At 69.2% G+C, this 25,769-nt stretch carries 23 protein-coding genes and 1 pseudogene; 12 read left to right on the top strand and 12 right to left on the bottom strand.

The window, feature by feature from the left end; genetic code table 11:
* Positions 1-47: 47 nt before the first annotated feature.
* The 11 genes from P3T34_RS20400 to P3T34_RS20350 form a co-directional block, all read right to left on the bottom strand.
* A complete protein-coding gene (locus P3T34_RS20400) occupies positions 48-1,145 on the bottom strand; it encodes an ATP-grasp domain-containing protein (RefSeq protein ID WP_280667468.1) in 1,098 nt (365 codons plus the stop codon).
* A gap of 43 nt (positions 1,146-1,188) precedes the next feature.
* Positions 1,189-2,748, bottom strand: coding sequence for a class I tRNA ligase family protein (locus tag P3T34_RS20395; protein ID WP_280667467.1), 1,560 nt, complete (start codon positions 2,746-2,748; stop codon positions 1,189-1,191).
* A 48-nt stretch (positions 2,749-2,796) separates the two neighbouring features.
* The gene (locus tag P3T34_RS20390; RefSeq protein ID WP_280667466.1) at positions 2,797-4,047 is read right to left on the bottom strand and encodes an ATP-grasp domain-containing protein; all 1,251 of its coding nucleotides are present in this window, start codon (positions 4,045-4,047) and stop codon (positions 2,797-2,799) included.
* A complete protein-coding gene (locus tag P3T34_RS20385; protein WP_280667465.1) occupies positions 4,044-5,306 on the bottom strand; it encodes an ATP-grasp domain-containing protein in 1,263 nt (420 codons plus the stop codon). The genes P3T34_RS20390 and P3T34_RS20385 overlap by 4 nt, the downstream gene beginning before the upstream one ends.
* Positions 5,307-5,400: 94 nt before the next feature.
* Positions 5,401-6,069: an HAD family hydrolase gene (locus tag P3T34_RS20380; protein WP_280667464.1), complete on the bottom strand. Its 669-nt coding sequence runs from the start codon at positions 6,067-6,069 to the stop codon at positions 5,401-5,403.
* Entirely contained in the window at positions 6,059-6,793 is a 735-nt protein-coding gene (locus tag P3T34_RS20375; protein WP_280667463.1) for a hypothetical protein, read from the bottom strand. The genes P3T34_RS20380 and P3T34_RS20375 overlap by 11 nt, the downstream gene beginning before the upstream one ends.
* Complete coding sequence (locus P3T34_RS20370; protein ID WP_280667462.1) at positions 6,790-8,019, bottom strand: hypothetical protein; 1,230 nt, start codon at positions 8,017-8,019, stop codon at positions 6,790-6,792. The genes P3T34_RS20375 and P3T34_RS20370 overlap by 4 nt, the downstream gene beginning before the upstream one ends.
* A 55-nt stretch (positions 8,020-8,074) precedes the next feature.
* The gene (locus tag P3T34_RS20365) at positions 8,075-9,301 is read right to left on the bottom strand and encodes an aspartate aminotransferase family protein (protein ID WP_280667461.1); all 1,227 of its coding nucleotides are present in this window, start codon (positions 9,299-9,301) and stop codon (positions 8,075-8,077) included.
* A gap of 311 nt (positions 9,302-9,612) precedes the next feature.
* On the bottom strand, positions 9,613-9,888 hold the full coding sequence (locus P3T34_RS20360) for a hypothetical protein (RefSeq protein ID WP_280667460.1): 276 nt from the start codon (positions 9,886-9,888) through the stop codon (positions 9,613-9,615).
* A gap of 458 nt (positions 9,889-10,346) precedes the next feature.
* Positions 10,347-11,204, bottom strand: a complete 858-nt coding sequence (locus P3T34_RS20355; protein WP_280667459.1) for a DDE-type integrase/transposase/recombinase — start codon at positions 11,202-11,204, stop codon at positions 10,347-10,349.
* Positions 11,205-11,371: 167 nt separating this feature from the next.
* Entirely contained in the window at positions 11,372-11,755 is a 384-nt protein-coding gene (locus tag P3T34_RS20350) for a hypothetical protein (protein WP_280667458.1), read from the bottom strand.
* A 342-nt stretch (positions 11,756-12,097) separates the two neighbouring features.
* On the opposite strand from P3T34_RS20350, the pseudogene P3T34_RS20345 reads away from it, so the two are divergent.
* Positions 12,098-12,370 (top strand): annotated as a pseudogene (locus P3T34_RS20345) (zinc-binding dehydrogenase); the annotation flags it as partial.
* Positions 12,371-12,460: 90 nt separating this feature from the next.
* On the opposite strand, the gene P3T34_RS20340 reads toward P3T34_RS20345, so the two are convergent.
* Positions 12,461-13,522, bottom strand: coding sequence for a hypothetical protein (locus P3T34_RS20340; RefSeq protein ID WP_280667457.1), 1,062 nt, complete (start codon positions 13,520-13,522; stop codon positions 12,461-12,463).
* Positions 13,523-14,164: 642 nt separating this feature from the next.
* On the opposite strand from P3T34_RS20340, the gene P3T34_RS20335 reads away from it, so the two are divergent.
* From P3T34_RS20335 to P3T34_RS20285, 11 genes are all read left to right on the top strand, one after another.
* Complete coding sequence (locus P3T34_RS20335) at positions 14,165-14,353, top strand: lysine biosynthesis protein LysW (protein ID WP_280667456.1); 189 nt, start codon at positions 14,165-14,167, stop codon at positions 14,351-14,353.
* Positions 14,350-15,267 carry a RimK family alpha-L-glutamate ligase gene (locus P3T34_RS20330; protein ID WP_280667455.1) on the top strand — a complete coding sequence of 306 codons (918 nt, stop codon included), beginning with the start codon at positions 14,350-14,352 and terminating at the stop codon, positions 15,265-15,267. The genes P3T34_RS20335 and P3T34_RS20330 overlap by 4 nt, the downstream gene beginning before the upstream one ends.
* A gap of 16 nt (positions 15,268-15,283) precedes the next feature.
* Positions 15,284-15,931, top strand: a complete 648-nt coding sequence (locus P3T34_RS20325; protein ID WP_280667454.1) for a degT/DnrJ/EryC1/StrS aminotransferase — start codon at positions 15,284-15,286, stop codon at positions 15,929-15,931.
* Entirely contained in the window at positions 15,928-17,247 is a 1,320-nt protein-coding gene (locus tag P3T34_RS20320; RefSeq protein WP_280667453.1) for a DegT/DnrJ/EryC1/StrS family aminotransferase, read from the top strand. Before P3T34_RS20325 ends, P3T34_RS20320 begins: the two co-directional genes overlap by 4 nt.
* The gene (gene argC, locus P3T34_RS20315) at positions 17,240-18,283 is read left to right on the top strand and encodes an N-acetyl-gamma-glutamyl-phosphate reductase (RefSeq protein WP_280667452.1); all 1,044 of its coding nucleotides are present in this window, start codon (positions 17,240-17,242) and stop codon (positions 18,281-18,283) included. The genes P3T34_RS20320 and argC overlap by 8 nt, the downstream gene beginning before the upstream one ends.
* The gene (locus tag P3T34_RS20310; protein WP_280667451.1) at positions 18,280-20,130 is read left to right on the top strand and encodes a M20/M25/M40 family metallo-hydrolase; all 1,851 of its coding nucleotides are present in this window, start codon (positions 18,280-18,282) and stop codon (positions 20,128-20,130) included. The genes argC and P3T34_RS20310 overlap by 4 nt, the downstream gene beginning before the upstream one ends.
* Positions 20,127-20,948: a thiamine pyrophosphate-dependent enzyme gene (locus P3T34_RS20305; protein ID WP_280667450.1), complete on the top strand. Its 822-nt coding sequence runs from the start codon at positions 20,127-20,129 to the stop codon at positions 20,946-20,948. The genes P3T34_RS20310 and P3T34_RS20305 overlap by 4 nt, the downstream gene beginning before the upstream one ends.
* Positions 20,945-21,865, top strand: coding sequence for a transketolase (locus P3T34_RS20300; RefSeq protein WP_280667449.1), 921 nt, complete (start codon positions 20,945-20,947; stop codon positions 21,863-21,865). Before P3T34_RS20305 ends, P3T34_RS20300 begins: the two co-directional genes overlap by 4 nt.
* Positions 21,866-21,927: 62 nt before the next feature.
* The gene (locus tag P3T34_RS20295; protein WP_280667448.1) at positions 21,928-23,181 is read left to right on the top strand and encodes an ATP-grasp domain-containing protein; all 1,254 of its coding nucleotides are present in this window, start codon (positions 21,928-21,930) and stop codon (positions 23,179-23,181) included.
* Positions 23,178-24,521 carry a hydrolase gene (locus tag P3T34_RS20290; RefSeq protein WP_280667447.1) on the top strand — a complete coding sequence of 448 codons (1,344 nt, stop codon included), beginning with the start codon at positions 23,178-23,180 and terminating at the stop codon, positions 24,519-24,521. The genes P3T34_RS20295 and P3T34_RS20290 overlap by 4 nt, the downstream gene beginning before the upstream one ends.
* On the top strand, positions 24,518-25,744 hold the full coding sequence (locus tag P3T34_RS20285) for an MFS transporter (RefSeq protein ID WP_280667446.1): 1,227 nt from the start codon (positions 24,518-24,520) through the stop codon (positions 25,742-25,744). The genes P3T34_RS20290 and P3T34_RS20285 overlap by 4 nt, the downstream gene beginning before the upstream one ends.
* The last annotated feature ends 25 nt before the right edge of the window (positions 25,745-25,769 follow it).

Below are 25,769 nucleotides of genomic sequence, written 5' to 3'. Positions count from 1 at the left end.
GCGTCAAGGCCCCTGTGGAAGAGGGGCATTGGTGTAGGCGCGCGGTATCAGAGAGCCGCTGCGGGCAGCAGCCCGCGGTCACCGTCGAGTCGGGACGGGTCGGGTTGCGGCCTCTTCCAGGGAGCGAGCTTGGCGGTGTTGGACGCGCTGGCCAGGACGATCCCGAGCAGGTCGGGGTAGGAGATGCCAGCGGCCGCGGCGGACAGCACGAGGTTGCTGCCGTGCTGGACGCCGGGAATCGTGTTGAGTTCCAGCAGGACCGGTTCGCCGTCCTGGGGAAGGATGAAGTCGACCCGGATCGATCCCTCGAAGTCGAACACGGACAGGATTTCCCGTGCGGCGTCGTGCAGGCGGCGCAGCCGGGGGTCGTCGGGATCGGTGAGTGCCTCGTAGCGGACGGTTCCGCTCTGCTCGCCGTGCAGCTTGCTGTACTCGTCGTAGTACTCTCGGTCGGTGACGCAGGCGATCGGTGGCAGGAGCAGCACCTGCTGGTCGATCCGGACCGCTGAGACGGTGACCGTGGCCCCGTCGACGAAAGACTCCGCGATCACGTCGTCGAAGCCGGCGTCCCACAACTGCCGCAGTGTGTGGTCAAGTTCATCCGGTTCGGTGACCAGGACCGTGCCCACGCTGCTGCCGCCGTTCACGGCCTTGAGCATGACCGGGCACGCGGGGGCCGGGTTCGGCAACACTCCGGGCGCCAGCCTGCGGTAGGCGGGTATGGCGACACTGCTGCCGCCGAGCACCAGCTTGGTGAGGCGCTTGTCCGCACCGATGACGCTGGTGGCGACCGCGCTGCCGGTGTAAGGGACGCCGAGATAGGCCAGGGTGCCCTGCAGGTTCCCGTCCTCGCCGAAGTCTCCGTGGACGTTGAGGAACGCGGCGTCGAATGCCGCGACGTCAGCGGTGAATCCAGGGACGGTCGGGTCGAGCCACTCCGCGTCGACTCCCAGCTCCCGCAGGCCCGCCAGCACGTCGTTCACCGACCATTCGGACTGCGGCTTGCTCTCCATGTAGAGCTGGTCCTCCGTCGAGGTGCCGCCGTAGAGCACCGCCACCCGCCGGTTCGCCATGCGGGAACCTGCGGTCCGGACCAGCTCTTCCAGCCGCGCGGGGTCGTACTCCAGCCAGCTCTTGATGTTCATCGGGTTTCTCCGTTGTCCGGGACGGTCGTTGGGAAGGGCCGGCTCAGGCCCGGTGCACGAAGGGCAGTACCGACGCGGTGGTCAGGGGCTCGGCCGGCAGGTCGGCGAGCAGCCGCTCCTCGTGCGGCACCGGGCTGGTGTCGCGTGCCTGTGCCACCTCGGGGTTGCCGTGGAAGCCGAGTTGCGACCAGATCTCGCCTGCGAGACGGGGGACCAGCGGTCCGCCGAGCAGCGCGAGGCCGAGCAGCCACTGCGCAGGGTCCTCGGGAGCGGCGTGCATCCAGCGGACCAGCGCCGCGACGGCGGCGGCCAGGTCCATTCGGTACGGACTCAGCAGGGCTTGCTGTTCCTCGACCGCTTGGAGCACCCGGGCGGTGCAGAGCACCGCGGTGCCGTTCGTGCGGACCCGGTCGACGGCCGGCAGGAGGGCCTCCTGCTGCCAGCTTCGGAACTCGTTGACCGCGGCGACCAGTCCGTCCAGGGTGACGTCGGCGGTGTCGTGGTCGAGCGGGGCGTGCAGCAGATGGAAGCGCAGCTCGTCCGAGCTGATGGAGGTGCCTTCGAGGAGCTCACTCAGCCAGATGCCGTGGCCCTTGCTGGTCGAGCACTTCTGGCCTTCGAAGTGCAGCATGGCGTTCACCACGGCCGCGTCGAAGGGCTTGAGTGCGCCGCCCGAACCCTGGGCGATGACATGGGGGGAGACGAACCCGGGCCGTGAGTTGTCGCTGCCGAAGAGGCCGACCGTGGTGACACCGCTGTCGGCGGCGAACGGGTTGGTGTCGGCTCCGGTGAGCCGGCGGTGGATCTCTCCGCAGTACACGCTGTAGAGGTAGTAGCTGTTGGCGATCACTTTGCCCGCCGGGAGGGTCGAGCTCTGGATCCCCCAGGTCCCCTGGCCGGTGAGGTGGATCCGGCCCGCCCGCTTGCCGAGGTAGCGGCTCACCGTCTCCAGGAAGGCGGGCCGCACGCCGGTTCGGCGGTGGTGGTCGAGGATCGCGTCGGTGTCGGCCGGATAGGCGAACCAGTTCTCCTCGTCCCGCCACTCCAGTGTGCTGTCGTCCAGCCTGGAGCGGGGGTTGACCACTTCCTCGGGCTGGAAGAACTGGCCGCAGAAGGTGCAGGTGGCACCGCCGCAGGGCTGTCCGCAGTGCGGGCAGTCGCCGGCGATCCAGGTCCCCACCACGGCGCGGCCGGTCTGCACCGAGAACGGGATCCGCTCGGTCTCCAGCCGGGCGGCGCCGGTGGACCGGAGCAGCGCGATGGTGTCCTCGTGCACGCTGCGGTAGGCGGCGGTGTGCTCGGCCGAGGTCGGGTCGATCCACTCGTCCAGCGCGATCGCCAGATTGTCCAAGTCCCGCTTGATACCGGCGTGGTAGTGGCCGCAGGTCTCCTCGGGCGTGCGGCCGTCGGCTCGGGAGGCTGCCACCACCCAGTCCTCGAATCCGTCGCTTCCGGTGATCACCGAAACCTGGTGGCCGCGGCTCCGCAGGGCACGCGCGAGGACGTCCGCCCGCAGGTAGGTGCCCGCACCGTGGCCGACGTGCAGACGGCCGTTGGGCGTCGGCTGCATCGGCACCAGGAGGACGGTCTGACTGACGTGCACGAAAGGGCCTTTCGGTAAGGAGCGGAAGGAGTGCGCAGGAGCGGGCCGTTATTCGCCTTCGGACGCCGCGAGCGGCTCGATCTCGGTGGCGTTGGAGAACCAGCGCACGGCTGTCTCGAGGCTGTTCTCGACCTCCGCACGGTTGCGACCTGCCACCACGACCGAAGCGATCCGCGCGCTGCTGTGCTCGGCCCGGCCGAGGACGGTGCCGACCGGCACGTTCAGCCGGTACTGGTCGACCCCGTCGACGGGGCATTCCTGCGGGGCTGCCACCAGCGTCCCCGGACTGCCGGGGAAGATGGCGAAGCCGCCCGCTCGTTCCGGCCTGGAGACCGGCTCCCGCCCTGTGCGGCCGCTGCCGACAGCCTGGACGTACTCACGGACCAGGTCGACGCCGAACGCCAGCCTGGTCGCCTCGTAGATCTTGCCGCCACCGACCCGGCAGGCGATCTCGTTCAGCAGCAGATCGCCGTTCGGGGTCAGGAATGCCTCCGCGTGGAAGGCCAACGTCTCCGAGCCGGACAGCGTCGCGAGGGCTTGCAGGGTGAGCCGACGCAGGGACTCGGTCAGCGGGTCTTCGGGGTCGAGCATCGCGCTGGTGAGCACGGCGCCCTCCCGGTAGGCGAGGCACGAGCTGCATGCGGACGGCCAGATGAGCACCGGCGTGCCGTCGACGATCAGGCCGTCGATGTGGAAGAGATCGTGCTCGATGTACTTCTCCGCGAGCAGGGGGGCTCCGTCGTCGCCGCCGAGCTCGGGGTGGGCCTCGAGATAGGCCGTCAGGTCGTCAGCCCCCCGCAGGACCTCGACCCCCATGGAGCCCGCTCCCCGCCTCGGCTTCACCACGACGGGATACCCGTGCTCGGCCACGAAGGTGTGCAGCGCGGTGGCGTGGGCGATCGGGGCGAACGGCGCGACGGGTATCCCCGCAGCCGTGAGGAGTTCCTTCATCCGCAGCTTGTCGCGGAACGCCTCGGCCTGCGCACGCTGCTGGCCTGCCACGCCCATGGCCTCGCGCAGGCGGGCGGCGCGGAGCAGGTCGAACTCGTTCATGGCGATGAGCGCGTCGAATCCGTGTCGGCCGTGCAGCTCCAGCGCGGCCGTCTCCACCGCCGGGTTCTCGTGAAAGCGGTCGAAAGTGACGACCTCCTCGTAGCCGGCGAGTTCGGCTGCCGCCAGGTCGGGATCCTGGCTCGCTGCGCCGGCGGAGGTGAGCAGGACCGCCTCGTCATCGGCGCCGAGCCAGTCCAGGTACGGCGTGGTGGCCAGGTTGGAGCGGTTCAGGATGAGGATCTTCACGGTGTCTTCTCCTCCGGGGCAGCGGTGTGCGACTCGGCGGCCGCCGGAGGCAGGGTCTCCAGCCGGAAGGCGCTCTCGATGGCGCGGCCGATGTCGAGCGGCCCCTGGGCGGCCGTCCGGGCGAAGACGAGCCCGCTGACCGTCGAGGAGTCCATCAGGCCGCCGACGACATCGCCCTCCTTCAGCCGCATGTCGACCTCGATCAGACCGGGGACGGCGGCGAAGTCCGCCGCGGTGCTGATCGAGGCCACGGTGCCGCGCCGTGCGGGGAGCAGGACATGGACGAGCTGTCCGGAGACGTCCTCCGGTGCGTGCGCCGGGATCTCGTACGCCTCGCCCAGGCTGGAGGCGATATAGGCGGCCCAGCTGTCGAAGCCGCTGTCCAGCTGCAGCAAGCGGCGGATGCCTCCGCCGCCGGGGCGGCAGGCGATCTCACCGGCGAACAGGCCCTGCTCGGTGCCCAGTACCTCGAAATGCGTCACGCCGTCGCGCAGGCCGACGGCGTGCACCGCCCGCTCGTGCATGGCGCGGATCTCGGCGGCCTCCGCGGAGTCCTGGTCGAGCAGATAGGAGCCGAAGACTCCCGAGGAGTAGTCGAGTACAGGCCGGAGATAGCGCGAGACCCGGACGTACGCCACGCGTCCCTCCACGACCGACCCGTCGCAGTGGTACTCGTGGGCGACGTCCAGGAACTGCTCCACCAGGACGGGGAAGCCTTTCTCGGACGTCGTCGCGGGTCGGGCCAGCCGGTCGAGGTAGGCCTTGACGGGCGGGGAAGCCATCTCCTCGTCCGAGCGGATCACCTCGGTCGCGTCCACGCCCGCACCCAGAACCGGCTTGACGATGACGGGGTAGCCGATCTCCCGTGCCGCCGCGGCGACTTCGTCGGGAGTGTGCGCGACGGCGAGGCGGGCGCAGGGCAGGCCGGCGTCCTGGAACCGCTGCTTCATGAGGTGCTTGTCCGTGCAGTTGACCACGGTGTCGAACGACGGCCCCGGCAGGCCGAGGTGGCTGCGCAGGTGGCCTGCCGTCTGAGCGGCACGCTCGGACAGCGCCAGCACGTGGGAGAACTCCTTCAGTGGCAGCTGGGCGACGACGGCCGCAGTTGCGGCGACTGGGTCGTTGAGGTCGTCGACCAGGGCCAGTTCGGTCCCCGGCGGGTACTGGTCGACGAACCGGGGTTCGGTGACGAAGAGCACGCGCAGGTCCGCCCTGGCTGCCAACTGCGTTGCGTACGTGGTGTTTCCGGTATTGGTCACGATGATGTGCTTCACAAGCGGTTCCCCTGTCAGGGCGTGACGGCCAGCGGGCGGGCGCAGTGCGCCACCGCCCGGCTGCGCGCGGATGGTTGAGTCAGCTGAGGCCGGCGAGCGGAAGGACGTCCGCAAGGGTGCTGATCCTGGCGCCGGCCCAGGGATGGCCCTCCGCGAGATCGAGCAGGATCGGGGCCATGCCCGCCTGCGCCGCGCCGTCCAGCTCGTTGTCGTTGCCGTCCCCGACGTACAGGCAGGCGCTGCTGTCCACGCCCAGGCGTTCGGCGGCAAGTCGGAAGATCGCCGGGTCGGGCTTCATCAGCCCGGCCTCGGCGGAGAGCACCGTCGTGTCGAGCAGCGGGGCCAGGGCGGAGCTGTCGAGCATGCTCCGCACGTCCGAACTGCAGTTGGAGACCAGGCCGATGCGCAGGCCACCCTGGTGCAGCCGGGAGAGCGTCTGCACCGCGCCGAGGGCAGGGGTGGCGAAGCCCGCTCCGTGGGTGGTCCGGCGCACTCGCATCGCCTCCGTCGCCTGGTCCTCGTCCCAGTCGGCGTTCAGCTCGACCCGCAGGGCCGCCAGGTACCGGGAGAGCGGGCCGGTCTCGCGTTGCACGCGGGTACGCGACCAGGGACCCGCCAGCTGTTGCGGGGACTGCCCCAGGGCGCGGGCGGTCTCGGTGAATGCGCGTCGCTTGACCTCGTCGGGGAGCGGGACCAGTGTCTTCCACAGGTCGAAGACCACGGCTCGGATGGTCGTGTCACCGCTCACGGTCGGTCGTCCCCTCGGTGGTGGCCGGCCAGCTCAGCACGACCGGTGCCGACCAGTCCGCGTTGTCGACGATCACTTCGGCGTGCTTCTCCGGCGGGTATGCGGTGAGATAACCGCGTTGGGCCGGCAGGTACTTGGTGTGGTACTTGCCCATGACCTGCTCGCCCTGGGCGGGAACGTCCCGGACGCGTCCTCGGCTGAGGACGACGTCTTCCGGGACGTCCAGATAGACGAAGAGGTCGATCAGGTCGGAGATCTCGGGACGGAACAAGAACACGCCTTCGACCAGCACGATCGTGTCTGCCGAGACCGAGTACGTCCTGACCAGCGTGTGCGTGTCGGTGGGAAGGTCGAGCAGGGTCAGCGTGGTTTCGAGCCGGCCGGCGACCCGCACGGGCTGCAGGACCTCTTTCGCGGCCCGCTCGAAGTCGATGCTGTGCTGGTAGTACTGCTCGGGTTCCGGCAACTCGGGGAGGTAGCGGCGGGATCGCGGATGGTGGAAGTCGTCGATCCGGACGACCTGGTGGGCCAGACCGCGACGACCGAGCTCGGTGGCGAGTTCAGTGGCCAGCCGGGACTTTCCGGAGGTGTCCATGCCGGTGAGGCCGGCTACCAGCGGCCGCTGCGGGGCCTTGCGGTGCTGGAGGAGATCGGCGAGCTCCTCGACCAGCTGCCGTTGGTCGAGGGCGGCGGGCAGATCGTTCAGTCGGGTCGAGATGCTCATGCCGTCGCCTCCTCGGCCACGGGAGCCGGCCGGCCGAGGCGTGCCAGGATGCGGGTGGCCAGTCGGCCGTACAACCCGCTGCCGTAGACCGCGTGGTCGCGCAGTTCGTGGGGTGTCGGCTCGACTCTGAGGACGGACAGTGCGGCCTGTGCCCGTCCGGCGATGAGCGCGGCTCCGTCGGGGGTGTGGGTGAGCCGCTGCGCGGCGTCCGGCTGCCGTACGACCAGTCCGTCCACCCTGATCTCCGGCACGTTGCCGTGGTAGCCCAGTGCCTGGACCACGAGCGCGGCATCGTCGAGCAGGTCTGCGGCATCGGCGATGCGGGGGGTCCGGACCAGCCGCACACCGGGCACCTCCCCGTCCCACAGTGCGCAGTACAGGGAGCGTGACTCGTGCCGCAGCCCCGAGTCACGGAAGACGATGCCGGTGACGGGGCACACATCGGTTTCCGGCTCGGCGGAAGGCTCGCGGCCCGGCACGTGTTGCTCACGCGCCTCGGCGAGGCTCGCGTAGGTGAGCCGCGCGGGTCCCCGCTGGAGGACGTCGACGGTCGGGGCGCGGTAACCGGGGGAGAGCACCCGGATCTCGTCGAGCACCTCCAACAGCACCCGCACCGCGGACATCGCACTGTGCGAGGACCCGGCGACCACGATCCGGCCGCCGCTGATCTCCTCGAGTTCACGACGCAGCCGGTCGCGGCCGGTGCGGCTGATCACCTGCGCCGAACGGAGCACCTTCGCCTGCCACGGGGCGAGTTCGGGGTGCTGCCGTTCGATCCGGCCGGTGGCCAGGACCGCGTGCCGGCAGCGGACCGTGCCGCCGTCGGCGAGGCTCAGCACGACGGCTGATCCGCCGTCCACGATGTCGAGCGCCGTCACTTCCGCTCCCAGATGCAGCCGCTCGTGGCCGAGAGCGTCCGCCACAGTCGATCCGACCCGGCGCAGGGCTGCGGCGAGGCGTTCCATCCGGACGGGCTGGTCGGCGAGTGCCACCTCTGCCACGTCGGGATCGTCCCGCAGTGCCGCGAACGGACCGTGGTAGCTGAGTTCCTTGAGGAAGCGCGAGCCGACCGAAGTGCTGGTGATCGCGTAGTCGAGGAAGCCGCCCGGACCGAACGTGTCACTGCGCTCGAAGACGTCGATCCGCTGTGCGAGGAGTTCGGGTGCCGAGGCGAGGAAGGTGGTCGTGCGGAATCCGCCGCCGACGAAGACGAGGTCGCGTTCCATCAGCGTTCCCCGGCCGACCGGTACGTTCGGAGGCCCGCACCGCTGCGACAGTCGCTCATGCCGCATGCTCCTGCAGCAGGGCGTCGAACCGGTCGCAGATGAGGTCGGCCTCGTCGAGGGTGAGCACCAGCGGCGGGCGGATCTTGAGTACGTTGCCGTTCCCGTAGCGCGACGTGCGCAGGATGAGACCGTGCTCCATCGCCTTGTCCGCCAGGTGGTTGGTGAGAGCCGTGTCGGGGACTCCGGAGCGGTCCACGATCTCGATACCGATCATCAGGCCGACGCCGCGGACGTCGGAGATGCAGCCGTGACGCTGCTTCATCTCCTCCAGGCGACCCATGATGCGCTCGCCGGTGGCCCGCACGTTCGCGAGGAAGGCCGGGTTGTCGATGACGTCCAGAGTGGCCAGCGCGGCGGACGCCGCCAGCAGGTTGGAGCCGTAGGTGAACGAGTGGTCGTTCGTGGGAAGGCCCGAGAGTTCGTCGCTGGCGAGGATGGCCGCGACCTGGGCACCTGAACCGCCCAGGCCCTTCGCCACCGTCATGGCGTCCGGCTCCACTCCGAAGTGCTCCGCCGCGAACATCCGTCCTGTGCGCCCGATACCCGTCTGGATCTCGTCGAAGATGAGCTTGATGCCGTGGTCGTCGCACAGCTCGCGAAGCTTGGCGAAGTAGCCGTCCGGGGGGACGATGTTGCCGCCGTTGCCGGAGATCGGCTCGACCAGGATGGCGGCGACGCTGCCGCTGCTGGCGAACTCCAGGAAGTCGTTGATCCGGTCGACGCACATGAGCTTGCAGCTGCCGGCCTGCTGACCGTAGAAGCAGCGGTGGCAGTACGGGTCGGGCACCTGCATGCCACCGGGGTAGAGCTGGGCGAACGGCGCCCGGCGGAAGGCGTTGCCGGACAGGCTCGCCATCATCATCGTCTGGCCGACGTGACTACGGAAGAGCGTGATGACGTCGCGCTTGCCGGTGGCTCGCTGAGCCATCTTGATTGCGCCCTCGTTGGCCACCGATCCACCGGACACCTTGAGGTGGGTCCGGGTCAGCCGCTTGGGCGCGAGGTCGACCAAGCGCTGGGAGAGCCGGTTGATCGGCTCGGTCTGGAAGCTCGACGTGACGTGGATCAGCTCGTCGGCCTGGTCCTTGATGGCCTGGACGACGGCCGGGTGCCGGTAACCGAGGCTCAGATTGAACGTGGCGGAAGCACAGTCGATATAGCCTCGACCGTCCGAGTCGTAGAGGTAGACGCCCTCGCCGGTGACCATCCGAAGATCGGTCACGGGATAGTAGACGGCTTCTGGAGTCGTAGCGACAGACATGATTGTCCCCCAATGCATTGTGGTGACAGGAAGCTCCTGAGGCGCGAGGAAACAGACGTCCGGTCGCGCAGAAGAAGGAGCCTTCGAAGTTATTGGCGCAGAGCAGAGCTCGGTTTCCGCGGAGGCGGATCGAAGCCCGATGAAACGGATACGAGCCAGGCCGGAACCAGCACGGCCAAAGATCCCCCGATCCCCCATGTCCCCCGAACCATCGACAGGGGGCGCACTACACCCCTTGTCGGACCTTCACATCCCCCGCTTCCCCCTACCTTTTAGCCGTAGATCATACGTCTCATCTGACGTGCGGACAGCTCTGCCGCAGTCACCCGCCGATGAGGCAGTTCACGACCAATGACCTCGAAGATCGCATCATTGGTCAACCCCGTTCTCTGTAGCTCCCGATGGCGCCGGCGCACGTAGACGTCCACCGGCTCGGAAAAGTACGAGAGCACTTCAGAAATAGCACGCGCCGCAGCACCGGGCCCCAAGGGAGTGGTTCGGGTGAGGTGTGCGACCAGATCCCCGTGAGGGTGTCTCGTTTCGATCACGAGAAGAAGACTAGAGGGTTAACAGGAGCCGAACAAGGGCTTTGCCCGGAATCGGGCAAGGCATCCGAGCAGGCACTTTCTGCCGAAGCTGGGTGCGCAGCCGGTCCTTTCTGGAAATTGGTCCAGACAAATCTGGGTGAGTGGTCAATCTATCGCCCATCGCACTTCCCAGCTCCATCTGGGCGAACGCTCTGGCGTCAGGGTGTCCGCGTCGGCAGTCGTCGGACTCTTCATCTGATCGACATCAGGCCGTCCATCATCAAGCATGCAAATCAAGGGAATTGGCTGGCAAGACTCCGGTGGTTCGGGGTCTCCCTACTTCTGATTGCCCGTCAGTTCTGTTTGGGAGATGGCTCGATGTCGAGACCGGTGGCCGCTTCGTGGATCCAGCTACTAAGCCCCGGCGTTGCTCGTCGGGGATGCTCGGAAGCTGTCAAGTCAAATGAGACGGTTTGATGCTATGAAGACTGTTGTGCGGCTTCTGTCTCCTGCTTCGGCTCGTTGATCCAGGATTGCTCGGGTATCCGGGGCGGTCTGGGCCGGCGGGCGAAGCGTTCGGGGTGACGGGTGTATGCCTCGGCCAGCGTGGCGGTGCGCTGCTCGCGGACCAGGTCGGCGGTCCCGAAATGGACGGACGCCGGGGTGTGCAGGCCGATGCCCGAGTGTCGGTGCTCGTGGTTGTAGTACGAGAAGAAGCCGCCGCACCAATCACGTGCATCAGTAAGGGAGTTGAAACTTCCGGGGAAGTCGCCCATGTACTTCATGGTCTTGAGATGCGACTCGCCGTAGGGGTTGTCATTGGAGACTTTGGGGCGCGAATGGCTCCTGGTGACACCGAGGTCGATCAGCAGTTGGGAGACCTTCTTGGAGGTCATCGAGGTGCCGCGGTCGGCGTGCACGGTCTCGCGAACGATGCCGTTGCGGGCGATGGTCTCGCGGATCAACTCCTCGGCGCGCTCGGCGGATTCGGCCCGCTCCACAGTCCAGCCGCAGATGTAGCGGCTGTAGATGTCGATGATGACGTAGGCGTGGTACCACTCACCCTTGTTCGGCCTCTGGAGCTTGGTGACGTCCCGGGTCAGGACCTGCCCCGGGGCAGGGGCCAGCAGTTGCGGCACGGCCTTGGCCGGGTGGGTGGCCAGGCGGCGGCGCTCGCCGTTCTGCCCGGCAGCGGTCAGGATCCGGTACATCGTGCGTTCCGAGCAGTGGTAGCGGCCCTCGTCCAGCTCGCGGGCCCAGACCTGCGCGGGTGGCAGGTCGGCGTAGTCGGGCCGGTTGAGCAGGGCCAGGACTTCGGCGCGCTCGGCCGGCGTCAACGCCGAAGGCGGCGCGGGGCGCGGGGCCCGCTTCCTGGGTTCGGGCGGATGGAGTCTTCGGTAGTGCGTGGCCCGCGAGCGCCCGGACAGCCGGCAAGCGGCCGTGGTGCTCAACTCCAGTTCCAGGCCGGGGAACAGCTCATCGACGACCTGCTCGACGTCGTGCTTCAGTCCGCGCTCTCGGAGAGCATTTCCAAGAGTGCATGTGCTTTTCCCAGCAGTTCCAGAGCCGCGTCCTTCTGCGCCCCCTCCTTCTCCAGCCGGGCGACCTTCTTGCGCAGCCGCTCGAGCTCGGCCTGCTCGGCGGCCTTCTTCGACTGGGCCGGCGAGGTGCGCTTGTCGACCAGGGTGGCCATCGCGCCCGCGTCCCGGGCGGCCCGCCACTCGATGATGTGCGAGTGGTACAGCCGCTCGCGGCGCAGGATCGCGCCCTTCTCCCCGTTCGGGGCCGCGTCGTACTCGGCGACGATTCGCAGCTTGTACTCCGCCGGGAACGTCCGCCGCTTCGGGCGCGGTGCCGGGTCCTGCTCGGGGTGGGTGGTGCTGGCCATGCCGGTGATACTCCTGTCTCGCCGATCCAGACTAACCCGACATACCGGGCGTCTCAGCCGAGACGGTCAGAGAGGGGCTGGCCTCGCGGGTGACGTGCGGGTGGCCGCTGGCGAGGCATACGGCGGCAGGGAACTTCGTCAGGCATCAACACTCAGTCGAACCTCGGCGGCGAACTGCATCCGATCCGATAGACACGCCGCTGGCGCGCTCCGCTGCAGGGGCTCAGGGCCAGCGACAGGTCGAGTCGGACTACAGGATGATCGGGCCTCGGGTGCCGCCATCATCCAGGCAGGACCTGGTGGGTATGCCCTGATTTGGCCCCTGGGGGTATGTTGACACGCTCCAACGTCTTCATGGTGGCCCATCTGCGGCCCGCCGAGACGGTGTTGCTGCACGGCGGGGCGAGCGGGATCGGGACGATGGCGATCCAGCTGGCCAAGGCGGTCGGGGCGAAGGTGATCGTGGCGGCGGTGCGTGAGCACGTCTGGCCGCTGATCGAGTCGGGGGTGGTGAAGCCGGTGGTGGACCGGGTGATGCCGCTGACCGCCGTCGCCGACGCGCACCGGGTGGTGGAGGCGAGCGAGCAGGTGGGGAAGATCGTGCTGCAGGCCTGAACGGGGGCGGACGCCCTTCCCTGCCGAGTGCCCATCCCTGGTCGGCCAGGGGTGGGCACTGCGCGATTTCGGTCGCGGCTCGACTGGTGGTCAGTTGTTGAACCAGCCGCTTCGGCGCGCGTAGCTGCCGGCCTGGAAGCGGCTCTCGGCGCCGAGGTCGTTCATCAGGTCGGTGACGTGTCGGCGGTACGTGCTGGTCGACATGGAGAGGCGTTTGGCGGCGACCTCATCCTTCATCCCCGACTCCAGCAACTGGACGACGGAGCGCCGCAGCTCGTCCTTGGCGGAGCCGTAGCCGATGCCGCTCGGCGCCGAGGCGAACGGGAGCGCCGAGTCCCAGTTGCTCTCCCAGGCCCGGTGCAGGTGCCCGACCAGCGCGGGATCCCGGATGACGACGGCGCCGGGCCCGCGCTCGCTCTGGCTGTCCGCGATGACGGCGGTCTCCCAGTCGAAGAAGATGATCCGGTCGGGAATATGGCCGACAGTCCGTACTTTCGCCCCCACTGAGGTCATCTTGGTCAGATGCTGCTGCATGTACCGGTGGGCGAGCACGGAATGGGGATAGATGGTACGCATGGAGATGCCCCGGTTGATGAGTTCCATCGTGCGGGCCAGGCCCTCCTCCAGTGTCTCCACCAGGGGAAGGTCAGGATGGGCCGCAGCCACTTCGGTGCGTGTTCCCGATGAAAGATGCCCGAGTGTGGAGCGGATGGCGTCCAGTAGCGTGAGATGCTCGATCGGATTCTGCGTGACGCCTTGCCATGATTCCTCGAATATCGGCTTCATGGCCATGACGTGGCTTCTCAGGCTTTCGGCTTCCCGATATCGCTTCTGGATTTCTGCCTCGATGGGGCCGGCCAGGTGGGCTGCCGCGGCGTTCGGGCTGCACGGGATGTACCCGACAGTTCCGATTTCATCACATTCATCAGGAGTTCCGGCCTGCTGATCGTTCTGTCCGTCCTGCTGGCTGCGCAGCAGGTGCAACCGCGCCAGGTCCCGGACGGCGGCGTCGACCGCTGCCAGGGGGGCACCCAGCCGCATCGCGGCCTTCGCCGGATCCAGCCAACCCTGCTCCAGCGCCCACCTGTAGAGGGCCACGTGCAGCTCCCCCAGCTGCGGTGCGTCACTCGGGTTCGAGGTCGGATCAGGCATCGTCAGGTCCTTGGCTGGTGAGTGGTTGTCACTTGCGAGTTCTTACCACCGGACTTCGCTGGCGCCCGGTAGTCCGAGTCGGGCACGGTTGACCCAGTCAGAGAAACGCAGGCTTCCGATACCGAAGCCGACCATCTCAGGGGGACTGTCATGAAGCTCAAGCTCGCCATCCTGTCACTCATCTCCATATTCGCGCTGGCGGGATGGGTCGGCTCGGCGACTCCGGCAGCATCGGCGGGTCACGTGGCCGCGGGTTCGGCTACCGCTCCGATGGCCCCTGGCGACGTCATCTGGCAGTAGTGCCACGACTCGGCCGTTCTGGGCCGTGAAATCGGCGACCTGGAGTATTCCCGACGACAGGCGTCAGCGGTAACGATTCGGAGTATAACCGTGCGCTCAGCATGGGAAACCGGTGCATTGAAGGAGCCGTTTCCCTGCTGAGCGGCGGTGGCCCGCTTTCCGTCCTCGGCGCCCGGGGCCGACGCGTCTTTTTGTTCTGACGAAACATCACATCACGTGTGGGCGGCAGCAATTGTCCGCCACCGCGAGCTTTCGCCTGCCCTGAGCAGCCGGTTCAGTGCTGCCTGGAAGCGGGCGATCGCGAAGAAATGCCTCAGAAGCACCATAGAAGGGATAAGACAGATGACCACAGCCATCGACACGCCCCAGTGCCTGGTGTGCGACACCGATTTCGAGGTCCAGTCGGACTGGGAGAAGGGTGAGATCACCGAGTGCGGGGCCTGCGGCCAGGAGCACGAGGTCGTCGAGAAGACCGACGCCACGGTCCGCGTCGAGTTGGCCCCCGAGGTTGAAGAGGACTGGGGCGAGTGACCATCGCTGAACTCACCGAGCCCTCCGAGTTCGAGGTGATGCTTTCGGTCACCATGCTGCGTCCGGACGAGAAGCTGCTGCTGGAGGCGCTGCGCGCCCAGGGGCTGAAGGTTCGTCCGACGTTGCTGGAGGATCTGGCGGGGGTGGTGGCGGGGCACACGGCCCCGCCCGGCCTCGCCCTGATCAGAAACCTGTCCCACCGGGAGGCGATGGGCGTCGCCCGCCGTCTGGAGTTCGTGGGGGTGGAGACCCTCAACCGGGCCGCCACCATCGAGACCTGCAACGACAAGGGCCTGCAGGCCCTGCTCTTCGCCCGGCACGGCATCCCGCACCCGGTCTCGCAGCACGCGTACAGCTATGCGCAGGTCCGCGAGGCGGTCGGCCGGCTCGGCTGGCCCGCTGTCCTCAAGCCGGTCAGCGGTTCCTGGGGCCGCGGGGTCACCAGGATGACGGACGAGGAGTGCGTGGACGCCTGGGTCGGCGGGCGGGAGTCCGCGGACGCCGGCGGGAAGCTCTTCCCGGTGCTGGTCCAGCAGTACATCGACAAGCCCGGCCATGACCTGCGGGTCGTCGTCGTGGGCCGGACCCCGGTGGTCGCGATCCAGCGGGTCTCGTCCGACTGGCGTACCAACACGCACCTCGGTGCCGAGGTCAGGCGGGTGGAGATCACCGACGAGATCGAGAAGCGCTGCTTGCAGGTGGTGGAGGCGCTCGGTGAGGGCTTCTACGGAGTCGACCTGGTGGAGGACCGCTCCACCGGCGAGCTGATGGTCCTGGAGGTGAACGCCAACCCGGAGTTCGCCCGGTCCTCGGCCAAGCACGGTGTGAACGTGGCCGGCCTGCTGGCCGCCTACGTGGCCGAGACGTACAGCCGTGGTCCGGCCGGGCTCACCCCTGCCCGCGCGGCCGCGTGAGACGGAGACAAAATCTATGGAGCTGTTCGACACGGCCACCGTACTGACCCGGGTGCTGACCTCGGGCGTGGTCATGAGCATTGAGAAGAGTGACCGGGAACTCCCCGGTCTGGAACGGCTGTTGACCAAGCAGACCGGCCGCTCGCGGGCGGTCCTGCTGAACAGTCGCAGCGCGGCCGTGCACGCCGCACTGGCGGGCCAGGGCATCGGGCACGGCGATGAGATCACCCAACCGGGCCTCAGCGCCAAGGACCTGGCCTTCCTGACCTGGCTCGGCGTCAAGGTTCGTGAGGACGCGGACCCGGATGCGAGCGGCACCCCTGCCTTCGACCACCTCGCCTTCGATGCCGAGAACGCCCACCTGCTGGGCGAGTCGGCCCGCACGTCGACCGCGCCGACCCTGGTCGTCGACCTCACCGGTCTGGGCTTCGGCCCGGCGGCCGCCGTACTGACCGACGACCCGACGGTCTGGGCCCGGGCCGAGCGTCTGAAGATCTTCGGCGCCTACGACCTGCGCACCATGTGGACCCAGGAGGAGGAGTCTCCCGAGCTGGTGCCCGGCGTCCAGTTCAACTACCGGCTGAGCCCGCTGGTCGCCGCCTGCGTCCGGATGGCGCTGAGCCAGGCGGCCCGGCCCCTCACCACTTCCGGAGCTGTTTCATGATCACCGATTTCCCGGCAAAGCCCCTGCCGCTGCCCGATCAGGCCGATCTCACCGCCGAGTTGGCCGCCTTCGGCGGCGGGGCGATGATCCCCAAGGAGCTGCGGCGCACCATCTTCCCGGTCATCACCAAGGAGGATGTCTTCAACCTGATGCTCGCCCAACGAGCCAGGCCCGAACGGGTGGTGGCCGACTTCGCGGAGGCCTACCGCCAGTACGTGGGCGCGCAGTACGCGCTGCCCACCGCGAGCGGCACCTCCAGCCTGCATCTGGCGCTGGTCGGCGCCGGTGTGCAGCCCGGTGACGAGGTGATCGTCCCGGCGTTCACCTTCATCGCCACCGCGCAGGCCGTGGTCGCGGCGCACGCCATCCCGGTCTTCGTCGACATCGACCCGCGCACCTACTGCATGGACCCGCAGGCCGCTGCCGCAGCCGTCACCGAGCGGACCCGGGCGATCATGCCGGTCCACGTGCACGGCCTGCCGGCCGACGTCCCGGCCCTGCGCGCGCTCGCCGACCAGCACGGCATCGCGCTGGTCGAGGACGCCTCGCACGCCCACTCGGCGAAGATCGGCGACCAGGTCGCGGGCTCGTTCGGCGACGCCGCGGGCCAGAGCCTGATGGCCGACAAGAACTTCCCGCTCGGCGGCGAGGGCGGCATCGCCTTCTTCGCCACCGCCGAGGCCCACCAGCGCGCCGCCGACTACGTGGCGCGCAACGGCATCGACTACGAGATGTCGTGGGTGGCGGGCGCCTTCGGTGCCAGCCAGCTCAAGCGCCTGCCGTACTACGACGAGGTGCGGGCCCGTAACGCCGCCCTGCTGGGCGAGGCGCTGAACGGCACCGGTCTCTTCCGCGCCCCGTATGTTCCCGAGGGCCACACGCACGCGTACAACATGTACCGGATCACGCTGCTCCCCGACGCGGTCGGCCTCGGTGACCTGCCGGTCCACGCGGTCAAGGAGGCGGTGCACGAGCTGCTGGTGGCCGAGGGCGTCCCGGCCCGCGAGTGGCAGAACACCCCGATCCCCTGCCACCTGCCCTTCCAGCACCGCTCGGGCTTCGGCAACGGCTACCCGTTCTCGCTCAACCCCGGCGCCGTGCGCACGCACCGCCCGGAGGACTTCCCGGTCACCCTGGGCATGTTGGACTCCACCCTGGTGCTCTGCCGCGAGCTGCGCGCGCCGGTCGAGTACGAGCGGGCGCTGCGCTACGCCGACGCGTTCGAGAAGGTGGCCCGCCGCCCCGACGCGATCCGCAAGCTGGTCGCGGACGGCGACTACCGCCGCCCGTACGAGAAGGCGGCCCGCCTTGGCTGAGCAGAAGATCCGCGTAGCGGTCGCGGGGGCCAGCGGCTACACCGGCGGCGAGGTGATCCGGCTGCTGCTGGACCACCCGCACGTGGAGCTGGCCTTCCTGTCCGCCGAACGCAGCGCCGGTACGCCGGTGGGTGCGGTGCACCCGTGGCTGCGCAACCACCCGGGCGCAGCCGGGCTCAAGTTCAGGCCGTTGGCCGAGCTGGAGGAGGTCGATGTCGCCTTCGGCTGCCTGCCGACCGGCACCCTGCCGGCCCGGCTTCCGCTGCTCGCCGAGCGGGCCAAGCGGGTGCTGAACCTTGCCGGTGACTTCCGGCTGCGTGACCCGCAGGAGGTGAAGGAGCACTACCCGAAGACGGCGGCCGACCCGGCGAGCGAAGAATTCGCCTACTACGTACCAGAGTTGTCCGACAGTGTGCCGCAGGGAAGGTTCATCAACCTGCCGGGCTGCATGGCGGTCGCGACCATCTACGCCCTGTACCCGCTCTTCGCCGAGTCGCTTGTGCTGCCCCAGGTGGTGGTCGACGCGAAGACCGGCTCCAGTGGCGGCGGACGCGGCGGCAGTGAGCAGCCCGCCGAGCGGTCCGGGAACTTCCGGGTCCACAAGCTGCACGGCCACCGGCACACGCCGGAGATCCGCCAGGCGCTCGCCGAGTTCACCGGTACCGCCCCCGACCTGCGGTTCTCCACCCACAGCATGGACGTGCCGCGCGGCATCATGGTCACCGCGTACAGCAGGCTCCGGCCGGAGGCGACCGCACTGGACGTCAAGCGGGCCTACGCCAAGGCGTACGTCGGCAAGCCCTTCGTCCGGGTGCGCCCCGCGCCCAAGGCTCCGCAGGACTTCCCGATGCTCAAGGCCGTGAACGGCTCGAACGTCGCCGAGGTGGCGATCGCCGTCAAGGGTGACCAGTGCGTCGCCGTGGCCGCGCTCGACAATCTGATCAAGGGCGCGGCCGGGCAGGCGATCCAGGCGATGAACCTGGTCAGCGGCTTCGACGAGACCGCGGGCCTGCCCCGGACGGCGGTGTCCCCGTGAGGCCGCTGTACGTGGTCAAGGTCGGCAGCGCCACGCTCGACCGGGGTGCGATCCACGCCGAGCTGGCGCAGCTCGTCGAACGGGGTGCCCGGGTCCTGCTGGTGGCCGGCGGTGCGGTCGGGATCGAGCGGCACTACCGCTCGATCGGCCGCCCGATGCCCGAACTGCGGCTGCCCAACGGCGATGCGGTGCGCTACTGCCCGCCCGAGGAGATGGCCCACCTGGTCGACGCGTACGAGCGGGTCACGCTGCCCGCCGTCGAGGAGGGCCTGCGCCGGCACGGCGTGAGCGTCTTCACGGCGGTCGCCGCCCGCGGCGGCCTGGTCACCGGGCGGGCCAACCGGCCGCTCAAGGCGGTCTCCGAGGCGGGGAAGGCCACGGTGGTCCGTGACCACCGGGCCGGCGTCCCCGAGGAGGTCGACACGGTACGGCTGAACGCGCTGCTCGACACATACGACGTGGTCTGCCTCTCCCCGCCGGTCCGCGACCGAGATGGTGGCAGCCCGCTGAACGTGGACGCCGACGTGCTGGCGGCGGCGCTCAGCAACGCGCTGGACGCCGACCACCTCCGGCTGGTGACCGGCACCGCCGGTCTGCTCACCGACCCGTCGGACCCCGGCTCGACGCTGGCGCACGCCCACTCGGGTGAGGCGGGACAGTACGCCGGCGGTCGGATGCGGCAGAAGGTGCGGGCCGCCGAACTGGCCCTGGCCGGCGCCGCCGACGTCGCCATCACGGGTCCGCACACCATGGCGGACCCGGCCGGGTGGACCCGCTTCTGGCGTACCCGCGAGCCGGAGCCCGACCTGACCCTGCTCAGCCGCGCGGTCGGCGTGCCGTCCGTCTCCGGCGACGAGCAGGAGCTCGCGGCCTACCTGCTCGGCTGGTGCGCCGAGCAGGGGATCGACGCGCGGATCGACGAGGTCGGCAACCTGGTCGCGACCCGGGGCGCCGGCAGGCGCCGGCTGCTGCTGCTCGGACACCTGGACACCGTCCCCTACCGGTGGCCTGTCGAGTGGCGCGACGGCGAACTGCACGGTCGAGGCAGTGTGGACGCCAAGGGATCGCTGATGGCCTTCCTGGAGGTACTGGCCGCCGCCGAGCTCCCCGCCGACGGCGAACTGCGGGTGGTCGGCGCGGTGGAGGAGGAGATCTCCTCCTCCAAGGGTGCCTTCCACGTCCGCGACCACTACCCGGCCGACGCGGTGGTGATCGGCGAGCCCAGTGGCTCGCAGAAACTGACGCTCGGCTACTTCGGTCTCTTCAAGCTGAAGGTCACGGCCTCCGTGACCAGCGGCCACTCTGCCGGGATGGACGCGATCTCCGCGCCCGACGCGCTGGTCCGCACCCTGGAGGACATCCGGAGCGCGGTCGAGAAGGAGGCGTCGGACGCACTCAGCGCCGTCATCGACATCCGATGCGAGCCGGGCCGCGAGAGCCACCGGGCGATCGGCATCCTCAACTTCCGGGTGCCGCCGCTCGCCGACCTCGACGCGCTGCGCGAGGCCGCGCTCGCCCAGGCCGGAACCGGCGTCGAGATCGAGGTGCTGCGGGCCACCCCGGGCCATGCCGGCGGCCGGTCGACCTCGCTGGTCAAGGTCTTCACCCGGGCCTTCGGTCAGGCCGGTATCCGACCCACCTACGTCGTGAAGAAGGGCACCTCGGACATGAACACCCTCGCCACCACCTGGCACGACATCCCGATGGTGGCCTACGGGCCGGGCGACTCCGCGCTCGACCACACCGATGAGGAGCGGATCGCCGCCGCCGACCACCGCCTCGCCCGCACCGTTCTCGCGGACGCCGTCGCCCGATGGTTCGCCCTTCCGGAAGGGAGCCGGCCGTGACCCTGCTCGAAGGCACTGCGATCGACCTCGCCCCGGCCACCTCCGAGCTGCTCGCGCAGCGGGCGGTCGAGGCCCGCAAGCTGGTGATCGACATGGCTGCGAGCCCGCGCGGCTGCCACCTCGGCGGCAGCCTCTCGGTGCTCGACATCCTGATCGCCGCGCTGCACCGGGCCGGATCGCACGACGGGACCCAGGTGGTCCTGAGTAAGGGCCACGCCGCCGCCGGCCTGTATGCGGCGCTGTACGTCAGCGGCATCCTGCCGGAGAACCCGGCTCCGCTGTACGGGCAGCTCGGCCACCCGTACACCGGGCACCCCGGCCCCAAGGTGCCCGGGGTGCTCTTCCCCACCGGGAGCCTGGGCCACGGCGTGCCGTACGCCGCGGGCTGGGCGCTGGCCCGTCGGATCGGCGGCCGCACCGGCCTCGGCATCGCGATCGCCGGCGACGGTGAGCTGCAGGAGGGCCTGGTCTGGGAGACCTGCCAGGTGGCGGCCGCACAGCAGTTGGGCAACTTCGTGCTGGTGGTCGACCGCAACGGCGGCCAGAACGACGGCCTGGTCCAGGACATCTCGCCGCTGCCGAACCTCGCCGAGCGGTTCGCCGCCTTCGGCTTCGAAACGGCCGAGGTGGACGGACACGACCTGACGGCGCTCACCGGGGTGCTGCGCGCGGACCGTTCGGGCGCCCGCCGTCCGCTCGCCGTGATCGCCGACACCGTCAAGGGCAAGGGCGTACCGGCAGTCGAGGGCAAGCCCGGTTCCCACTACGTCACCATCGACGCCGCGCGCGCCGCCAAGTGGAAGCGGATGATCCGATGACTCTCTCCGGCCGTGACGCCTACCGCGACGAACTCACCCGGCTCGCCGCCGACGACCCCGACATCGTCTGCCTGGAGGCCGACCTGGGCGGCAAGGGCCACCCTTTCCAGGCCGCGCACCCCGACCGCTTCTTCAACCTCGGCATCGCCGAGGGAGCCATGATCGACATGGCGGCCGGGCTGGCCGTCGCCGGCTACAAGCCCTTCGTCTCCACCTTCGCGCCGTTCGCGGCGCTCCGGGCGGCCGAGAGCCTGAAGCTCACCCTGGGCTACCTGGCCGCCGGGGTCACCGTGGTCGCGCCGTACGCCGGGGTCTCCGGCGCCTGGTTCGGCACCACGCACCACTGCCTGGAGGACCTGGCGATCCTGCGCAGCATCCCCGGTGTGACCATCGCGGCCCCGTACGGCGAGGCCGAGACCCGCGCGGTGGTCCGCGCCGCCGTCGAGTCGGGCCGCCCGCACTACATCAGGACCGGGCGCAACGCGCTGTACGACAGCCTGCCGGTGGACAGCGCCGGTATCGCGGGTGTCGAACTCCCGTCGGTGACCTGGGAGCACCGCGGCACCCCGGGATCGACCTGCCTGGTCTCGGTCGGCGAGGAGGGCACCCGGCTGGCGCTGGCCGCCCGCGAGCTGCGCCCCGAGCTGGCACACGCCCACCTGACCTACCTGGATCACGCGCGGCTGGCTCTGGCAGCACCGGAGTTGGCCGCCGAGCACACCCGGTTCACGGTGGTCGAGGAGCACCGCCAGGAGGGCGGTGTGGCCGAAGCGCTGGCCTTGCTGCTCCCCGGGTGCCACATCACCGGCGTCAACGCCGGTCACAGCTGGCCCACCCAGGGCGGCGATCACCACGAGGTGATGGGCCAACTCGGTCTCGACCTGCCCGCGGTGCTCGCCGCACTGCCGAACCACTGAACCTCATCCAGCCAACCCCGCCTCAGGTCATCGGACTTGAGGGAACCGCGAAAGGATTTCCCATGCACATCGTCATGGTGGAGTGCAACCCGAACGGCATCGCCGGCATCGCCAACGCCCTGGAGCTCGGCCACCAGGTCACCCTCGTCACGGCCGACCCCGACTTCTACCTGAACGCGTCGCCACTGGCGAAGGACGCCTTCGCCCACCCCGGCTGCCACGTCCTGAAGAGCGGCACCGCCTTCTCCATCGACGTGCTGGAGCAGCTGGTCAAGGAGGTGCACGCCGCCAACCCGGTGGACGGCGTGATGACCTACAGCGAGTACCACACCGTCCACGCGGCTTCGGTGGCCCGCGCCCTGGGCCTGCCGGGGATGAGCGTGGAGGGCGCGCTGAACGCCCGCCACAAGCACCGCACCCGCCTGACGCTGGAGCACACCGACGTACGGCAGCCGCGTTTCGCCCACGTCCAGGACCCCGCGGAGATCGAGGCCGCCATCCGCAAGGTCGGTTTCCCCTGCGTGGTGAAGCCCTCGGACGGCACCGCCAGCCTGCACGTGCTGCACCTCACCAACGAGCAGGAGCTTGAGGAGTACCTCGCGGACCTCGCCAAGGTCGACGACTACGGGCGTGGCGTGACCCGGATTCCGGACATCCTGGTCGAGGAGTTCGTCACCGGTGAGCTGGTCTCGGTCGAGGCCTGCGTGCTGGCCGACGGTTCGATCGTCAACCTCGGCATCACCGACCGGACCCTCAGCGGGTTCCCCTACTTCATCGAGATGGGCGCGACCTACTTCCGCGGCCACGCGCAGGAGGAGGAGCTCTTCGAGATGAACGAGCGGGTGCTGAAGGGCCTCGGCATCGACTTCGGCTTCATCCACGCCGAGTACATCCTCGGCAGCGAGGGCCCGGTCCTCTGCGAGGTCAACGGGCGCCTGGTCGGCGGCATCGTCCCCAGCCTGATGAAGATCTCGACCGGTGTCGACCCGTACCTCGAGGTGATCCGGCAGGCGCTGGGCGAGACCCCCGAGCTGCCGTTCCCCGGCGAGGTCACGGCCAGCGGCCGCTGGTTCGGTTCGCCGATCGAGGGCACGCTCAAGACCATCGACTTCTCCCAGCTGAAGGAGCTCCCGGGCTACTTCGACGCGCTGAGCTACCGCGAGCCGGGCCGCGCCGTCACCAAGCTCTCCAAGAGCAACTTCGACTGGCTCGGCCACCTCGTCTTCACCGGTACGAGCCGCGACGAGGCCGCTCAGCGCTGCGAGAGCGCGCTGGACGAGATCGGCGTCGAGGTGGCCGTCCGGGTCGCGCGATGAGCAGCCCGGACAACGGCATGACGCTCCGTCGGGTGGCGATCCCCAGCCTCGACCCGACCGCGCTCTTCGAGGTGGGCGTCGAGGACGGGGTCATCGCCCGGATCGACGCGGTGGCCGACCGCGCCGACGGCGCCGCGCCGGAGCTGTGGCCCGGCTACGTCGAGCCGCACGCCCACCTCGCCCTACCGGCGAACTTCGACGACTCGCTGGACGACCCGCGGCTGATCGCCCTGCAGTACCTGTACCACGGCGTCACCCACGTGGTGGACATGTTCGGATTCCCGCTGGTGCAGTCGCGCTGGGAGTCCGGACGTGCCGAATCCGCGCTGCCCTACCCGGAGTTGGCGCACTGCGGTTACGCCGCGACGGCCACCAGGGACCGCGAAGGACGCACCGGCCACGGCGTCGAGTTCCCCTCGCCGGTCTTCATGCTGGGCGGGCCGGAGGACCTCGCCTCGGTCCTGCGCTCCAACCGCGAGCGGGGCGGCACCTTCCTCAAGGTGATGTTCACGGACGGCACCGAGCAGCCCGAGATGGCCAAGCGCTTCTCGCGGCTGTCAACGCAGGTACTGGAGCACACGGCGCGGGTGACCCGCGAACAGGGCGTCCCCGCCGTCCTCGACTGCAACACCCGCGCGGAGGTCCTGCAGGCGTACCGGTGCGGATTCCGCAACTTCGCCCATCCCGTACGGGACTTCGAGCTCTCCGCCGCCGACTGGCGCGAGCTCGACGGGGCACGCTTCATCTCGACCCTGAGCGGCCTGCGCCCCATGATCATGGAGCGGGCGGAGTTCCTCCAGGAGTACGGCCGACCCGGCTTCCTGGAGACCCAGGACGGCGCCAACCTGCGCTTCGTGGCCGGGGTCGAGGAGCCGTACGGCATCCAGTACAAGTGCCAGGACACCCGGACGGCCGCGCTCGTCACCATGCGCCGCAACAGCCTGGAGGCACTGCGTCGCGGTCGACTCCTGGTGGGGACCGACTGCGGCAACACCGGGGCGTTCCACGGCTACAGCCTGCTGGGCGAACTCGACCTGCTGGCCGGGGACGAGTTCGGGGCGGCGCAGCTGCGCCACGGACTCCGACTGGCCGCGACGGCAGACGGCTGGCGCTTCTTCAACGAGCTCGCCGGACGCGAGGCCGCCGACCACCCCCTGACGGTCGGCAGCGCCGCGACCTTCAACCTCTTCACCGCACCGGCGCCCGGCGCAACGCCGGCCGCACTCTCCGCACTTCCGGACTCCACCGTCGTCCACGGCGTCGCCATCGACCGCCGGGCCCTCGCGCGGGAGATCCGCGCCATCCGTGAATCCGCAGCAGAAGGAAAGGTCGTACTGTGAGCACCGAGCTGAGGAAAACCCTCTGGGGTATCAACTTCGGTATCGCCCTGGCGCATATCGGGAACTACATCTACTTCCCGCTGCTGGTCTCGAACCTGGGCGTGGCGTACAGCGGGTTCTGGGCCGGCTTCGTGATGTTCCTGACCTACGTCGGCCGACTGGCCTCGACGTTCTGCTACGAGGGCGTCTCGCAGCGGCTGGGCGTCCGCAGCGGGGTCATCGCAGGTGTGGCCGTCGAGGCCTTCGCACTCCTGGGCATGGGCTTCGTCCACGGCATCGCCCTCTACAGCGTGCTGGCCTTCTTCGTGGGCCTCGGCTCGGGCATCTCGTTCCCCGGCCTGAAGAACATCCTGAGCACCTTCCCCGAGGCGGACCGGCCCAAGGCCTTCTCCTCCTTCCAGATGTCCTGCCAGCTCGGCGCGATCAGCGGCGCCATGATCGGTGGTCTCTTCGTCGGCGTCGACATGCGGATCCTCTTCTCCGCGGTGTTCGCCCTCTTCGCGGTGTACTGCCTGGCCGCGGTCTTCGTCATCCCCGCCGATGCCGCCGCAGCCACTGCGGAGCCGGGCGCCCCGAAGGCCCCGCTGTTCAGCGCCTCCGTCCTGAAGGGTCTGCGACTGGGCGGTGGCGGGCACTACTTCATCCTGTCCAGCGTGTTCTGGCTGCTCTCGATCAGCTTCCTGGTGGGCATTCCGCTGCACATGCAGGAGTACGTCAAGGGCCTGCCGATCTCGATGCCGTTCTGGATCACCGGTATCACTCTGCTGGTGCTCCAGTACCCGGTGCTGCGATTCATGAACAAGCACCTCAAGCCGGGCCAGGTCATGGCCGTCGCATTCGCCGCGATGACCCTCGCCTATCTCTTCTTCGGTGCCGGACGTTCCGCGCTCTGGGTCGTGGTCGGCTGCTTCGTGGTCGTCTTCGGCGACATCCTCTTCACCCCGTCCTTCGACCTCTGGGTGACGAAGCAGATTCCCCGGGAGGGCCTGGCCCGGGCCATGGGCTCCATGCACTTCTTCCGCAGCTTCGGAAACATGGTCGGGACGCTCTCGGCCGGCGCGCTGTACGACCTCGCCCGGACCACCGGAATTCCCGGCCTGAACTGGTACGTCATCGCGGTGATCGCGGCCGGCTGCGCGGTGTTCAGCCTCGCCGGCGCCAAGCAGAAGGCGCCGGAGGAGCTGCCGGTGGCCGATCTCGCGACGGCCGGGCAGCCCGCCTGACCATTCGGCCACGTGCGTCGGACAG

The organism is Kitasatospora sp. MAP12-44 (genome assembly GCF_029892095.1).
Lineage (GTDB): Bacteria > Actinomycetota > Actinomycetes > Streptomycetales > Streptomycetaceae > Kitasatospora.
This window is presented reverse-complemented; position numbering and strand designations above follow the sequence as displayed.

Bases quoted from the DNA above. Each gene is read 5' to 3' on its own strand.
- P3T34_RS20340 (WP_280667457.1), bottom strand. From the start codon at position 13,522: ATGCCTGATCCGACCTCGAACCCGAGTGACGCACCGCAGCTGGGGGAG.
- P3T34_RS20295 (WP_280667448.1), top strand. From the start codon at position 21,928: ATGCACATCGTCATGGTGGAGTGCAACCCGAACGGCATCGCCGGCATC.
- P3T34_RS20400 (WP_280667468.1), bottom strand. From the start codon at position 1,145: ATGAACATCAAGAGCTGGCTGGAGTACGACCCCGCGCGGCTGGAAGAG.
- P3T34_RS20325 (WP_280667454.1), top strand. From the start codon at position 15,284: ATGGAGCTGTTCGACACGGCCACCGTACTGACCCGGGTGCTGACCTCG.
- P3T34_RS20300 (WP_280667449.1), top strand. From the start codon at position 20,945: ATGACTCTCTCCGGCCGTGACGCCTACCGCGACGAACTCACCCGGCTC.
- P3T34_RS20320 (WP_280667453.1), top strand. From the start codon at position 15,928: ATGATCACCGATTTCCCGGCAAAGCCCCTGCCGCTGCCCGATCAGGCC.
- P3T34_RS20290 (WP_280667447.1), top strand. From the start codon at position 23,178: ATGAGCAGCCCGGACAACGGCATGACGCTCCGTCGGGTGGCGATCCCC.
- P3T34_RS20335 (WP_280667456.1), top strand. From the start codon at position 14,165: ATGACCACAGCCATCGACACGCCCCAGTGCCTGGTGTGCGACACCGAT.
- P3T34_RS20375 (WP_280667463.1), bottom strand. From the start codon at position 6,793: ATGAGCATCTCGACCCGACTGAACGATCTGCCCGCCGCCCTCGACCAA.
- P3T34_RS20370 (WP_280667462.1), bottom strand. From the start codon at position 8,019: ATGGAACGCGACCTCGTCTTCGTCGGCGGCGGATTCCGCACGACCACC.
- P3T34_RS20350 (WP_280667458.1), bottom strand. From the start codon at position 11,755: ATGGCCAGCACCACCCACCCCGAGCAGGACCCGGCACCGCGCCCGAAG.